General features: G+C 64.1%; 11 protein-coding genes. 6 read left to right on the plus strand and 5 right to left on the minus strand.

Annotated features, from left to right (window positions below; translation table 11 throughout):
• Positions 1 to 48 precede the first annotated feature (48 nt).
• Together HNO82_RS07860 and HNO82_RS07865 are read right to left on the minus strand one after the other, a co-directional pair.
• Complete coding sequence (locus tag HNO82_RS07860; RefSeq protein ID WP_175343305.1) at positions 49 to 1,188, minus strand: NADH:flavin oxidoreductase/NADH oxidase; 1,140 nt, start codon at positions 1,186 to 1,188, stop codon at positions 49 to 51.
• Between the two features lie 96 nt (positions 1,189 to 1,284).
• On the minus strand, positions 1,285 to 3,126 hold the full coding sequence (locus HNO82_RS07865; RefSeq protein ID WP_175343306.1) for an ABC transporter transmembrane domain-containing protein: 1,842 nt from the start codon (positions 3,124 to 3,126) through the stop codon (positions 1,285 to 1,287).
• A 314-nt stretch (positions 3,127 to 3,440) separates the two neighbouring features.
• Here HNO82_RS07865 and egtD point away from each other — a divergent pair, with 314 nt between their 5' ends.
• Both egtD and egtB read left to right on the plus strand, forming a co-directional pair.
• A complete protein-coding gene (egtD, locus tag HNO82_RS07870; protein WP_175343307.1) occupies positions 3,441 to 4,415 on the plus strand; it encodes an L-histidine N(alpha)-methyltransferase in 975 nt (324 codons plus the stop codon).
• Positions 4,416 to 4,460: 45 nt separating this feature from the next.
• Positions 4,461 to 5,813 carry an ergothioneine biosynthesis protein EgtB gene (gene egtB / locus HNO82_RS07875; protein WP_217509846.1) on the plus strand — a complete coding sequence of 451 codons (1,353 nt, stop codon included), beginning with the start codon at positions 4,461 to 4,463 and terminating at the stop codon, positions 5,811 to 5,813.
• Positions 5,814 to 5,885: 72 nt separating this feature from the next.
• Here egtB and HNO82_RS07880 read toward each other — a convergent pair whose 3' ends face one another.
• The 3 genes from HNO82_RS07880 to HNO82_RS22355 all read right to left on the minus strand — a co-directional run bounded on the left by HNO82_RS07880 (position 5,886) and on the right by HNO82_RS22355 (position 9,893).
• Positions 5,886 to 7,616 (minus strand): methyl-accepting chemotaxis protein, encoded by a 1,731-nt coding sequence (locus tag HNO82_RS07880; RefSeq protein WP_175343308.1) that lies wholly within the window; start codon positions 7,614 to 7,616, stop codon positions 5,886 to 5,888.
• Between the two features lie 317 nt (positions 7,617 to 7,933).
• Positions 7,934 to 9,637, minus strand: coding sequence for a 2-isopropylmalate synthase (gene leuA / locus HNO82_RS07885; protein ID WP_175343309.1), 1,704 nt, complete (start codon positions 9,635 to 9,637; stop codon positions 7,934 to 7,936).
• A 124-nt stretch (positions 9,638 to 9,761) separates the two neighbouring features.
• Entirely contained in the window at positions 9,762 to 9,893 is a 132-nt protein-coding gene (locus HNO82_RS22355; protein ID WP_008331140.1) for a hypothetical protein, read from the minus strand.
• Positions 9,894 to 10,428: 535 nt separating this feature from the next.
• Between HNO82_RS22355 and HNO82_RS07890 the strand changes: the two genes are divergently transcribed.
• The 4 genes from HNO82_RS07890 to HNO82_RS07905 are packed head-to-tail and all read left to right on the plus strand — an operon-like array spanning position 10,429 to position 14,088.
• On the plus strand, positions 10,429 to 11,070 hold the full coding sequence (locus tag HNO82_RS07890) for a paraquat-inducible protein A (RefSeq protein ID WP_008331138.1): 642 nt from the start codon (positions 10,429 to 10,431) through the stop codon (positions 11,068 to 11,070).
• Complete coding sequence (locus tag HNO82_RS07895; RefSeq protein WP_008331136.1) at positions 11,067 to 11,828, plus strand: paraquat-inducible protein A; 762 nt, start codon at positions 11,067 to 11,069, stop codon at positions 11,826 to 11,828. The genes HNO82_RS07890 and HNO82_RS07895 overlap by 4 nt, the downstream gene beginning before the upstream one ends.
• Complete coding sequence (locus HNO82_RS07900; RefSeq protein WP_175343310.1) at positions 11,825 to 13,453, plus strand: PqiB family protein; 1,629 nt, start codon at positions 11,825 to 11,827, stop codon at positions 13,451 to 13,453. Before HNO82_RS07895 ends, HNO82_RS07900 begins: the two co-directional genes overlap by 4 nt.
• A complete protein-coding gene (locus tag HNO82_RS07905; RefSeq protein ID WP_175343311.1) occupies positions 13,450 to 14,088 on the plus strand; it encodes a PqiC family protein in 639 nt (212 codons plus the stop codon). Before HNO82_RS07900 ends, HNO82_RS07905 begins: the two co-directional genes overlap by 4 nt.
• The last annotated feature ends 30 nt before the right edge of the window (positions 14,089 to 14,118 follow it).

Below are 14,118 nucleotides of genomic sequence, written 5' to 3' on the forward strand. Positions count from 1 at the left end.
CAGCAAAAAACTGCCGTTCAGCCTGAAGGCTGAACGGCAGTTTTTCTTTCAGGCGCTGCTTGTGAGGCCCAGGTCCTGTTTGCCGCCGTATTGCACATCCGGCCGCAACGGTGTCTTGCTGGACGCCGCCCGCACGTATTGCGGCGGCCAGGCCACGTCTTCGCGCAATTGCTGAGCGGCATGCAGCGGCCAGTAGGGATCGCGCAGCAGTTCGCGCGCCAGCAGCACCAGGTCGGCCTGGCCGGTCCGCAGCACGTGCTCGGCCTGGAAGGCGTCGGTAATCATGCCGACCGTGCCGGTGGCGATGCCGGTCTGGTTTTTCACGCGCGCCGCAAAGCCGGTCTGGTAACCGGGGCCGACCGGAATGGCCGCCGAGGGCAGGTTGCCGCCCGTGGACACATCCACCAGGTCCACCCCCATTTCCCGCAGGCGGGCCGAGAGGGCCACCGTATCGTCGGCGCCCCAGCCGCCCTCGGTCCAGTCGGTGGCCGACAGGCGCACCAGCAGGGGCAGTTCGGCGGGCCAGACGGCGCGGGTCGCCTGCACCGTTTCCAGCAGGAAGCGGATGCGGTTCTCGAAGCTGCCGCCGTACTGGTCGGTGCGGTGATTGCTCAGGGGCGAGAGGAACTGATGGCCCAGGTAGCCGTGCGCGCCATGCAGTTCGACTACCTTGAAACCGGCGGCCAGGGCGCGACGGGCGGCCTCGGCGAAGGCTTGCACCAGTGCGGCAATTTCCGCCGTACTCATGGCATGCGGTTCGGTGTAGGTGGTATCGAAGGCCAGGGCCGAGGGCGCCTGCGGCAGCCAGCCTCCCTTGGCCACCGGCACACTGGCCGCCGGGCCATCCCAGGGACGCAGGGCACTGGCCTTGCGGCCCGCATGTGCCAGCTGGATACCGGGCACGGCACCCTGCTGCTCGATGAAGCGGGTGAGACGGCGCAGGGGCGCGACGTGCTCATCCTTCCAGATACCGAGATCGGCGCTGGTGATGCGGCCTTCCGGAACCACCGCCGTGGCCTCCATGATGACCAGGCCGGCCCCGCCCACGGCACGGCTGCCCAGGTGCACCAGGTGCCAGTCGTTGACGAAGCCGTCCTCGGCCGAATACTGGCACATCGGGGAGACGGCGATGCGGTTGGGCAAGGTGACCCCGCGCAGGGTCAGCGGCGAAAACAATAGACTGCTCATGCAAGAACTCCTGTCATGTCATGGCATCGGGAAGATGCCGAGATGCGCAGTCTAGGGGATTTCTTCAAATTGCGTCGGCGGCCCCCGCCGTATGCCTTATTGCGTCTCGAACTGCAATGCCGCCAGGCTGGCATAGAGGCCATCGCGGGCCACCAGTTCGGCATGGGTGCCGGTCTCGACGATGCGACCGTGTTCCAGCACGATGATGCGGTCGGCGCGCTGCACGGTGGCCAGGCGGTGCGCGATGACCAGCGTGGTGCGGCCGACCATGGCCGCTTCCAGGGCGCTTTGCACCAGGCGCTCGGATTCGGCATCCAGGGCGCTGGTGGCTTCGTCCAGCAACAGCAGCGGTGGGTTCTTCAGCAGCGCGCGGGCGATGGCGATGCGCTGGCGCTGGCCACCGGAAAGGCGCACGCCGCGCTCGCCCAGGAAGCACTGATAGCCCTCCGGCAGGCGTTCGATGAATTCATGCGCAGCGGCCATGCGGGCGGCCGCGATCACTTCTGCATCGCTGGCATCGGGGCGACCGAAGCGGATGTTTTCCATGGCATTGGCCGAGAAGATCACGGTGTCCTGCGGCACGATGCCGATCGCCTTGCGCAGGTCATGGAGGGTCAGGTAGCGGATGTCCACGCCCTCCAGTCGGATACTGCCGTGCTGCGGATCGTAGAAACGCAGCAGCAACTGAAACAGCGTGGTCTTGCCGGCCCCCGAGGGACCGACCACGGCCACCGTCTCTCCCGCACGCACATCCAGCGAGAAGCCGGACAGTGATGCGCTGCCGGGGCGCGAGGGATAGTGGAAGTCCAGGTCTTCGATCTTCAGGGCTGCGCCGTTGGCGGTGCGTGGCGGCAGTTGTTCCGGCAGCAGTACGGACTGTACCGGCGACTGCGCCGCCAGCAGGTCGAGCAGGCGTTCGGTGGCGCCGGCGGCGCGCTGGGTGTCGCCCATCACTTCCGAGAGGGCGCCCAGCGAACCGGCCACCAGGGATGCGTACAGAATGAACTGGCCCAGCTCGCCGCCGGTCATGCGGCCCTGCATGACCGCATGCGCGCCCAGCCACAGCACGAAGACGATGGCACCGAAGACCAGCAGGATGGCTACGACGGTGAGCAGCGAGCGGGCGCGGATGCGGTCCATCGCTGTCTGGAAGGCACGCTCGACGGAATCGCCGAAGCGGCGCGCCTCGATCTCTTCATGCGTGAAGGCTTGCACGGTCGGCATGGCGTTGAGGATTTCACCGGCCATGGCGGCGGCATCGGCCACGCGGTCTTGCGAGGCGCGCGAGAGCTTGCGCACGCGGCGCCCGTAGAAGACGATGGGCAGCACCACGGCCGCCAGCATGACGATGATGATGGAGGTCAGCCTGGCGCTGGTGATGAAGAGCATGCTCATGCCGCCCAGGAACAGCAGGGCATTGCGCAGGGCCATCGAAATGCTGGTGCCGACCAGGGCCTGGATGAGCGTGGTATCGGTGGTCAGGCGCGAGAGGACTTCGCCGCTCTTGGTGGTTTCGAAGAATTCGGGACTCTGCGTCACCACGTGGGCATAGACCGCGCTGCGCAGGTCGGCGGTGACCCGCTCGCCCAGCCAGGACACCATGTAGAACCGTGCCGCCGTGGCCACCCCCAGCACGCAGGCCACGCCGAACAGGGCCAGGAAGTACAGGTTGATGTGGCTGGCGCTCTTGCTGCCGGCCGCGCCAAAGCCGAGGTCGATCATCTGCTTGAAGGCATAGGGTACGGCCAGTGTGGCTGCGGCCGCCACCAGCAGCGCCAGGCCGGCCAGCAGGAACTGCTTCTGGTAGGGCGCGAGAAAGGGGAGCAGTCCGCGCAGTGCGGCCAGCGCGGATTTGCGGGCGGTGGGAGAATCCGAGGCTGGCGTGGCGTCGGTGGCAGGGGAGTTGATGCGGGAAGGAGTCGTGGAGGACATGGACATGGATGAGCTGTTGAGGCTGCCGGGCCAATCGTTGCGTGCATGTTGCCGCACGGCCAGAGTCGCCGGTCAACACCGGGAAAAACTGCTGGCTGCGTTGAACCAACCGGGCTTGCCTTAATCGGAAGAGGCATAAGTATAGACAGTCCGTGCAGACATCGCGCAGCTTGTCTCACAACGCGATGTTGTCCGTCAGCCATTGCTTGCCTGCCTTGCCCTGCTACAGTATGCGGATTCGAGCGCGATCAGCTCGACCGGCGCAGCGCAGCAGCAGGCATCCGCATCATCCCAACCCCATGACAGGCAAGGAGATTCGCTTGGCCCAACCCGCACTGATCCCCTCCCGCCGGGAGGCCGCGCCAGCAGAGCGCACATCACATGATGAACTGCTGGCCGGGCTCACCGCCGCCGAGGCGGCCATCTCACCCAAATATTTCTATAATGCGCTGGGCAGCAAGCTCTTCGAAGCCATCTGTGCTCTGCCCGAGTATTACCCCACCCGTACCGAAGCCGCCATCTTCGCCGCCCATCAGCAGGCCATGGCGCAGGCCATCGGCCAGGGCTGTACCTTGATCGATCTGGGCGCCGGCAATTGCGCCAAGGCCGCCGCGCTGTTCGAGGCCTTGCAGCCGCAACAATATGTGCCGGTGGATATCTCCACCGATTTCCTGCACCAGTCGGTGGCCGGTTTGCAGGAGCGTTTCCCGCAACTGCCCATGTTGCCGCTGGCGATGGATTTCTCCGCCACGCTGGCACTGCCGGAAACGGTGCGACAGCAACGCCGCCTGTTCTTCTATCCCGGTTCCTCGCTGGGCAACTTCGATCCACGCCAGGCGCTGGACTTCCTGCGCCGGGTGCGTGCGGCCTTGCCGCTCGGTGCCAGCGATGGCGGCATTCTCATCGGGCTGGATCTGGTCAAGGATGCGCGCGTGCTGGAAGCGGCCTATGACGATGCCATCGGTGTGACAGCGGCATTCAACCTGAACCTGCTCAACCATGTGAACGGCTTGATCGGGGCTGACTTCAGCCCCCGCGACTGGCGCCACGTGGCCTTCTACAACGGCCGCCAGCAGCGCATCGAAATGCACCTCGAAGCGCGGCGCGACCTGATCGTGCGCTGGCCGGGCGGACGCCGCACCTTCCATCAGGGCGAGCGCATCCATACTGAATACAGCCACAAGTTCACCGAGCAGGACATCCTGGGCCTGCTGGACGAAGCCGGATTCGGCAATTGCCGCCTGTGGTTTGACCAGCGGCGCTGGTTCGCGGTCTGCCATGCGCAGGCGCGCTAGGCGGCGCTGGCCCATATTGATTCAATGATTCTTGCAGGAGACCGGATGCCTTCCGTCATTACCCAGGACACCACCACGCAAGGCGAAGACGACCAGGCCGTCGTCACTGCCGCCACCGCTGCCACCATCGATGCCGTCATCGACGCTGCCGTCCAGCACCTCCATCAACGCCCGCGCGAGCGCCTGGGCGACCGTTACCGGCGCCTGCGCCGGCAGTCCCTGCTCATCGCCGAACCGCTCTCGGCCGAGGATTGCTGCGTGCAGGCCATGCCGGATGCCAGCCCCGTCAAGTGGCACCTGGCCCACACCACCTGGTTCTTCGAAACCTTCCTGCTGGAGCGTTTCCAGAGCGGCTTTACGCCCTTCCATCCGCAGTTCCGCGTGCTCTTCAATTCCTACTACGAGGGCGTGGGCGAGAAGTTTCCGCGTCCGCAGCGCGGGTTGCTCACGCGGCCCGCGCTGGAGGAGGTGCTGGCCTATCGCGAGCAGGTCGATGCACGCATGCTGCTGCTCATCGATGCCCTGGAGTCGGAACCCGGCGACGCGGGCAGCGCGCATCCGCAACTGTCGGGTTTCCTTGCGCTGCTGGAATTGGGCATGCAGCACGAGCAGCAGCATCAGGAGCTGATGCTCACCGACATCAAGTTCCTGCTGTCGATGAACCCGCTGCAACCGGCCTATCAACCCCTGCCGATGAACCTGCAGCTGGACGACCCGGCCGAGCTGGCGCTGCGCTGGCATCGCATCGAGGCCGGTATCGTCGAGATCGGTCATGCCGGTGGCGGCTTTTGCTTCGACAACGAGACGCCGCGCCATCGCCAGTTCGTCGAGCCCTACCAGTGCGCTTCGCGGCTGGTGAACAATGCCGAATACCTGGCCTTCGTTGAGGCGGGCGGTTATGAAGATGCCGCACTGTGGTTGTCCGAGGGATGGGAATGGAAGCGGCAGGCTGGCCTGTCGCATCCCCTGTACTGGCGCCGCGGCGCCGACGGCCAGTGGCGCGAATTCACCGAGTATGGCGTACAGCCCTTGCAGCCGCATCGGGCTGCCGTGCATCTCTCGTATTACGAGGCCGATGCCTATGCCCGCTGGGCTCAGGCCCGTCTGTTGACCGAGGCCGAGTGGGAACATGCCGCCGCGCGGCTGCATGGGCGCGGACGTGAATTTTTTGGCGTGGCCTGGCAGTGGACCAGCAGCAGCTATGGGCCTTACCCCGGCTTCACCGCCGCACCGGGTGCGGTAGGTGAATACAATGGCAAATTCATGGTCAACCAGTACGTGCTGCGTGGGTCATCTTCGGCCACGCCGCTGAACCACGCACGGTTGACCTATCGCAATTTCTTCCCGGCCAGCGCACGCTGGCAGGTCAGCGGCATACGTCTGGCCCGCCAGGGCTGATGGCCTTGCTTGCGTCTTCAAGCTGCCACCAGGGCCGCAGCCGGCCCTGGTGGCGGTACCGACTTTGACCTCTCAGAAGGTTTCCCACTCTTCCGATTTGTCTTCCTTGCTGGTGGCCGGAAGCGCGCGTGGTGCCGGCGCGGCAGCCGCGGCGCGGACTGCGGGCGGCTTGCCGGGCAGGGCCGTCGTCGATGCCGGTGTCGCCGTGCGCAACGGTGCGGCGCGCACCACCGGAGCCGGTGCGGGTGCCGTGCCCAGGTCATCGAGACGGAACACGCTCACCAGTTCCAGCAGTCGCTGCGCCTGATCCTGCAAGGCCTGCGCGGCGGCGGCGGCTTCCTCCACCAGCGCGGCATTCTGCTGGGTAGTGTTGTCCATCTGCATGATGGCCTGGTTGACCTGCTCGATGCCATCGCTCTGCTCGCGCGTGGCGGCCGAGATTTCCCCGACGATGTGGCTGACCTGCTCGATGCTGTGGACCACCTCATCCATGGTGCTGCCGGCCTGTGCCACCAGTTCAGTGCCGGCCGTGACCTGGCCGACGGAATCATTGATGAGTTCCTTGATTTCCTTGGCGGCGGTGGCCGAACGCTGGGCCAGGCCGCGCACTTCCGACGCCACCACCGCGAAGCCACGGCCCTGTTCCCCTGCGCGTGCTGCCTCCACGGCCGCATTCAGCGCCAGGATGTTGGTCTGGAAGGCGATGCCGTCGATGACCGAGATGATGTCCACGATCTTGCGCGAGGAATCATTGATGGCGCCCATGGTCTGCACCACCTGCTTGACGGTCTGGCCGCCCTGGTTGGCCACTTGCGTGGCGTTGCCGGCCAACTCGCTGGACTTGCGGGTGTGGTCGGCATTCTGTTTGACGCTGGAGGTCAGCTGTTCGAGCGAGGAGGCGGTTTCTTCCAGGGCGCTGGCCTGCTCCTCGGTGCGCGAGGACAGGTCCAGGTTGCCGCTGGCGATCTGGGTCGAGGCGGTGACCATGGAGTCGGTACCGCGCCGCACCTCCTGCACGATGGCCTTGAGCTTCTGGTTCATGGCCGCCAGCGCCTGCAGCAGTCGGCCGGTTTCATCGTTGGAGTGGGCGGCGATGACGGCGGTCAGATCCCCCGCCGCCACGGTCTCGGCCACTTCCACGGCACGGCTGAGCGGACGGGTGATGCTGCGCGAGATGGTCCAGGCGATGAAGGCGGCGAACAGCGCCGAGAGGAGGCCGGAGACCAGCATGATGGTGCGGGTGGAGCTGTAGATGGCTTCGGCATCGGCAACCGACTGATCCATCAGTTTCTGCTGCATGTCCGAGAGCGCATCGAGATGGCCGAAATAGAGTTTCTGCAGCGGCATCATCTGCTCCAGCATGAGCTTGATGGCGGCATCCTTCTCGCCACTGTTGTAGAGACGGTCGATCTCCTTGCGCAGGGCGGCGTAGCTCTTGCGCGTTTCCGTAACCTTTTCGAACTTGGCGCGGGCCTCCGCATTGACGATCAGGCGGCCCAGTTCATCGTAGAGCTTGGTGTTTTCCGCTGACAGGCGCTCGATGGTTTGTTGTTCGTTGGCAATCTGCGCCGGATCGCTCATGAGCAACTGGTTGCGCAGCGAGATGGCCAGATCGTCGACCCTGCCGGAAATGTTGTTGATGATGTCGATCTTCTTGTAGCGGTCATTGACCACCAGGTCCAGCGCCTGGTTGATGTTGCTCAAGCGGGCCAGGCCCAGCGTGACGATGGCGGCGATCACCAGGATCAGTACCGAGAACGCGAGTGTGAGTCGTATGGAAATGCTGAGATTGTTGAAGCGCATGATTTTCCCCCCGAAAAATGTGGATGCGGCTTGCTGATGAGAGATGTCACACGTGGCATGTGACTTTTGACTGGTATGACGACCAGCAAGCAATAATAAGCCAGTTACGTACATTGAGAACGTTTGGCACACGTAAATTCTGCGAACTTGTTCGGCGTCAGGGAAAACGAGGATCAGCGCAGATTGCCGCGCATCAACGTGGCGGCCGTGCAACGACGTCAGACGGCAAGAGGGCGGGGGAGGGGGATGCAACAACGCCGCCCGGTAGGGCGGCGTCGCGTTCAGAAAGCGGCCGGGATCGCCGGCCGGATTCCGTTTCAGGCAGCCTTGGCCTGTGCGGAGCCAGCCTGGTTGGCGCTCTCGCTGATGGCGATCTGGCGGTTCACGGCAGACAGCACGGCCTTGAAGGAGGCAGTCACGATGTTGGCGTCGATGCCCACACCGAATCCGGTCGGGGCTTCGTTCAGGCGCAGCTCGATATAGCTGGCAGCCTTGGCGTCGGCGCCGGCACCGATGGCGTGTTCATGGAAGTCCATCAACTTGATGTCCAGGCCCAGCGCATGCACGAAGGCATCGATGGGACCATTGCCGCTGCCGCGCACGGTCACCGGCTGGCCATTGCGTACGATGTCGACTTCGATGTTGATGGATTCGGCCTTGGAGCTGTCTTCGGACATGCGGTGCGCACGGTAGACATAGGGCTCTACGCGCTCCAGGTATTCACGCTGGAAGATGGCGTGGATATCGGAGGCGGCGATTTCCTTGCCGGTGGCATCGGCCTCGCGCTGGATGGCGCGCGAGAACTCGATCTGCAAGCGGCGCGGCAGGGCCAGGCCATATTCCTGTTCCAGCAGGTAGGCCATGCCGCCCTTGCCGGACTGGCTGTTGACGCGGATGACGGCATCGTAGCTGCGGCCCAGGTCGGCCGGGTCGATCGGCAGATAGGGTACTTCCCAGATGGCGTCGGGCTGCTGCTTGGCGAAGCCCTTCTTGATCGCGTCCTGATGCGAGCCGGAGAAGGCCGTGAAGACCAGATCGCCGACATACGGGTGGCGCGGGTGAACGGGGATCTGGTTGCATTCTTCCACCACCTGGCGCACCACGTCGATATCGGAGAAGTCCAGGCCCGGGTTCACGCCCTGGGTGTACAGGTTCAATGCCAGCGTGACCAGGTCGACGTTGCCGGTGCGCTCGCCGTTGCCGAACAGGCAGCCCTCGACGCGGTCGGCGCCGGCCATCACGGCCAGCTCGGCCGAGGCCACGGCGGTGCCGCGATCATTGTGCGGGTGCACCGAGATGATGGTGCTGTCGCGGTGCTTCAGGTTGCGGCACATCCATTCGATCTGGTCGGCGTAGACGTTGGGGGTGGCGCACTCGACGGTGGAGGGCAGGTTCAGGATGATCTTGCGCTGCGGCGTGGCACCCCAGGTTTCGCAGACGGCATCGCAGATGTCCTTGGAGAAATCCAGCTCGGTGGTGCTGAAGGATTCCGGCGAGTATTCGAAGCGCCATTCGGTGCCCGGGCGCGCATCGGTCAGTTCCTTGACCAGGCGGGTGCCGGTGACGGCGATGTTCTTGATCTCCTCGCGCGACATGTTGAAGACGATCTTGCGGAAGGCCGGGGCCACCGAGTTGTACAGGTGGACGATGGCCTTCTTGGCGCCTTCCAGCGATTCGACGGTGCGGCGGATCAGTTCTTCGCGCGACTGGGTCAGCACGATGATGGTGACGTCATCGGGGATGCGGTTCTCGACGATGAGCTTGCGCACGAAATCGAAATCGGTCTGCGAGGCGGAGGGGAAGCCGACTTCGATTTCCTTCAGGCCGGTCTTCAACAGCAGTTCGAAAAAGCGCAGCTTGCGCTCGGCGTTCATCGGTTCGATCAGGGCCTGGTTGCCATCGCGCAGGTCGGTGCTCATCCAGATCGGCGGAGTGTCGATGACCTTGCCGGGCCAGGTGCGGTCGGGCAGGTCGATGGCAGGGAAGGGACGGTATTTGGCGGCGGGGTTGCTTAACATCATGATGGACCTCTTGGTTTCCGGATGGCGTGGAATGCTTCAGTGCTTGGATACGTGAATGCTTCAGTGCGTCAGATGTGGCCGATCGGGTTGCCTGGCTGCCACGAGCGCGTGGCCAGGCAACCCTTCATAGAGCCAGAGGCGGCATCTCCCGCAGCGGGGCGCCTGCCTGGGGCAGTTGCGCGCGCTGGTTGCAGATTGTGCGGATCATCGAATACATATGCTTGGCCTGGTGGGCGGCGACGTCGGCTTTCATCATGGAACGCGCGTCACTGCCTGGTTGTACTGCCGGACCTGCTGGATTTTGTGGGTTTGCCGGATCGCGTAAAGTCAGCGGATACGACAGGAAAACGGATTTTAGCGCGAGGCTAGTAGTAGCGACACCGATAGCAACGCTAGCAGGCTGCTGGCGCTGTTGTGGCGGATGGAGGTGGTTGCTGCGGAGTTCATCCGAGCAATGTAGAAGATTGGGCATCCGCTTGTCAAGGGCTATCTTTTTTACACACGGTTGACACACGTAAAAGAAAGGTACATTCCAATAAATTCGTTGCTAGAATCGTCTTGTTAATAACCGGCTGGTCATTTATCTGCATTGCTGCAATATCAATTCCTTGTGAGGATGGAACGCCGCCGGGTGAAAATGCTCCAAACCGAGCGCTGCAGTAGTCCTTTTGCCAACCAGGGTTGACTTGTTGCGCCGGCACCGCTCTCTGCGTCGCCTGCCACGAAGAACAAACAACAGAATGCCGACGCCTCCGCCACCCCGGAAGGATAGTCAATAACCGCCAACATCCATGCAGAAACGTACCGACCTCATCGTTTGCGAAGAATGCGACGCCGTCTACCAGCGCATGACGCTGGGCGAGCGCGAGGTCGCCCGCTGCCTGCGTTGTGGCGCCGAACTGGAGCGTGATACCGGTCGCCGCCTGCAGCACCTGCTGCCGCTGACCATTGCTGCGCTGATCCTGTTCGTGATCGCCAATGCCTTTCCCATCGTGACCATCGAGCTGCAGGGGCTCTCCAGCCAGACCACGCTGATCGGCGCGGTGGTGGCGTTGACCCGTGACGGCATGTCGGAGGTGGCCCTGCTGGTGCTGGCCACGACCTTGCTGTTCCCGCTGATCCAGCTGGGGGTGTTGCTCTACCTGTTGCTGCCGGGGGGACGCCAGTCACGTCCGCCCGGCTTCGTGCTGCTGCTGCGGCTCATGCAGGTGGCACGGCCCTGGGGCATGATCGAGGTGTTCATGCTGGGCGTGCTGGTGGCGCTGATCAAGCTGTCCAACATGGCCGAGGTCATCCCCGGTCCGGCCTTGTGGTCCTTCGGTGGACTGACGGTGCTGCTGACGGTCGTGGTGTCTTTCAATCCACGCTACCTCTGGCACGTGTGGGAGCAGCAGCAAGCCGGGCAATACGGTGACAAGGAGGTCGGTGCATGAGCTTCTTCACCCGCCAGGTGACATCGCATGCGCCCGACCTCACTCAAGAGCCGGATGAAGACCTGCCCGTGCAGGATGCCGCTGCGCTGGGCGTGATCGGCTGCCATCACTGCGGCACCGTGTGGGAAGGGGCCCAGCCCCATCAAGCTTGCGGCGTGTGCCATGCGCGGCTGCACGTACGCAAGATCGATAGCCTCACCCGTACCTGGGCGCTCCTGATTGCGGCCTGCATCATGTACATTCCGGCCAACATGATGCCGGTGATGGTGACCCGTACCCTGTTCGATGAACAGCGCGACACCATTCTCTCCGGCGTCATCTATTTCTGGACATCCGGTGAATGGGGCCTGGCGCTGGTGGTATTCGTGGCCAGCTTTCTGGTGCCGCTGTTCAAGCTGGTGGCGCTGGGCATCCTGGTTTTCTCGGCCCGTCGCCGCAGTCGCTGGCGCCGGCTGCAGCGCGCCAGGCTGTATCGCGTGGTCGAGGCCATCGGACGCTGGTCCATGCTGGATGTTTTCGTGGTCTCGGTCCTGACCGGGCTGGTCAAGATCCACGGCTTTGCCAATATCCACGCCGGTATCGGCATCGCCGCCTTCGGCGCAGTGGTGGTGCTGACCATGCTGGCCTCGCTGGCCTTTGACCCGCGCCTCATCTGGGACGAGCGCGAGACCGATCAGGCCTTCCCTGCACCTGGCCAGCCGCTCCCCGATACTGCTTCTCCCCATGACAACGTCAACAAGCCACAGGAAACCGCATGACTCCACCCGATCATTCCGATGACAAGCCGGCGCTGCTGCAACCGCGCCGCGCGCGCCAGCGCAACTGGCTGCCCTCGCTGGTGTGGCTCATTCCCATCGTTGCGGCCATCGTCGGCCTGACGCTGGTGGCCAAGATCCTGGTCGAGCGCGGCCCCATGGTCACGGTCAGCTTCCGTTCCGCAGAAGGGTTGGAGGCCGGCAAGACCAGGGTGAAGTACAAGGATGTCGAGATCGGCCAGGTGCAGAGCCTGAAGCTGGCCGCCGATCGTTCGCACGTGCTGGTGGGCATCCAGCTCAACCAGGACGCTTCCGGTTTCAATGCCGAGGACACGCGTTTCTGGGTGGTGCGTCCGCGCATTGCCGCCTCGGGCATCTCGGGCCTGGGCACCTTGCTTTCGGGGGCCTACATCGGCGCCGATGCCGGTGTCTCGGAAGAGACCAAGAAAGACTTCGTCGGCCTGGAGCAGCCCCCCATCGTCACGCGCGATGCCTCGGGACGGCAGTTCGTGCTGCATACCGATGACCTGGGTTCGCTGGATATCGGCTCGCCCATCTTCTATCGGCGCATCAAGGTCGGTCAGGTAGTTGCCTATGACCTCGACAGCGATGGTCGGGGGGTGACCCTGCGCATCTTCGTCAATGCGCCCTACGACAAGTTTGTCACCCAGGCTTCGCGCTTCTGGCATGCCAGCGGCTTCGACATGGAACTCAACGCCAGCGGCTTCAAGCTGCACACCCAGGCGCTCTCCACGGTGGTGCTGGGTGGCATCGCCTTCCGCGAGCGCGATGAACAGCACGTGAGCCCACCGGCCAAGGAGGGCACCGAGTATGCGCTGGTGGAAGATGAAAGCACTGCCATGAAGGAGCCGGATGGCGCGCCGCAAACGGCCCTGCTGTATTTCGACCAGTCCCTGCGTGGCCTGCAGCCGGGTGCGGCGGTGGACTTCCGTGGCGTGGTGCTGGGCGAGGTCAAGAGCATCGGCGTGGAGTACGACAAGGCGCGCGGTGAATTCCGCATGCCGGTGCTGGTGCAGATCTATCCGGATCGTTTGGGCCGCCGCTTCCACGAAGAGACCGGCGAGCAGCGCCGTTCCAACGCGCAGTTGTTGCGCATGCTGGTCAAGCGCGGCATGCGTGCGCAACTGCGCAATGGCAACTTGCTGACCGGCCAGCTGTATGTGGCGATCGATTTCTTCCCCAAGGCCAAGCCGGCGCAGATCGATCCGGACAAGGTGCCGCTGGAGCTGCCGACCATCCCGGGCAGCCTGGACGAACTGCAGAAGCAGCTCTCCGACATTGCGGGCAAGCTTTCCAAGGTACCGTTCGACGAGATCGGTCGCGATCTGCAGACTACTCTGAAGACCTTGAACAAGACCTTGACCACGGCCGAGCAGACGGCCGCACACATCAACAACGACATCGCGCCGGAGATGCAGGCGACCATGAAGGATGCCCGCAAGTCCTTGAATGCCGCCGAGCGCACGCTCTCCGATGATGCACCGCTGCAGTCGGACATCCGCCAGACCATGCAGGAACTGTCCAAGGCTGCGGCCTCGATCCGTATCCTCACCGATTACCTGCAACAGCATCCGGAAGCGCTGATCCGGGGCAAACAGGAGCCATGATGCAAGACAAGACTTCGTTCTCCCTCAAGACCCTGGTGGCGACCGTACTGGCCGCTTCCCTGCTGGCCGCCTGCGGCAGTTCACCGCCGACGCGCTTCTACACGCTGGCGGCCCCGGCCGATGGCGGCGCGTCCGTACGTGCGACCAGCCAGGGGCCGCAGACCTTCATCGAAGTCATGCCGGTGTCCGTGCCCGACCGCCTGGCGCGTCCGCAACTGGTGGTACGCAGCGATGGCACGCAGGTGGAAGTGCTGGAGCAGGATCGCTGGGCCTCACCGTTCAACAATGAATTGCGCGATGCACTGGCCGCTGGTGTGGCGTGGCGACTGGGCGCCATCGACGTCTCGCGCGGTGGTCGTCCGGCAGACCAGCCGAGCTACCGCATCCATGTGGAACTGCGCGATTTCGATGCAGCGCGCAACGGCCATGTCCAGGCCAGCTTCGGTTGGACCATCACACGCTCGGATGACCGTCGCAGCGCGGCGTGCCGCCTGACGGTGGTGGAGCGGGTGGCTGGCGCTGCCAATGCCGATGTCGTCGCTGCCACGCAGAGGGCGGTCGGGAAGGCGGTGCAGGCCATTGCCGATGATGTTCGCGCTTTGCAGGCGGGGCAGGGAGGACAGTGCTCAGCTTGAGCTGGCGCATTTTGTCGCACCAAAGAAAAA

It is taken from the genome of Herbaspirillum sp. C9C3, from assembly GCF_013359625.1.
Taxonomy (GTDB): domain Bacteria; phylum Pseudomonadota; class Gammaproteobacteria; order Burkholderiales; family Burkholderiaceae_D; genus Herbaspirillum.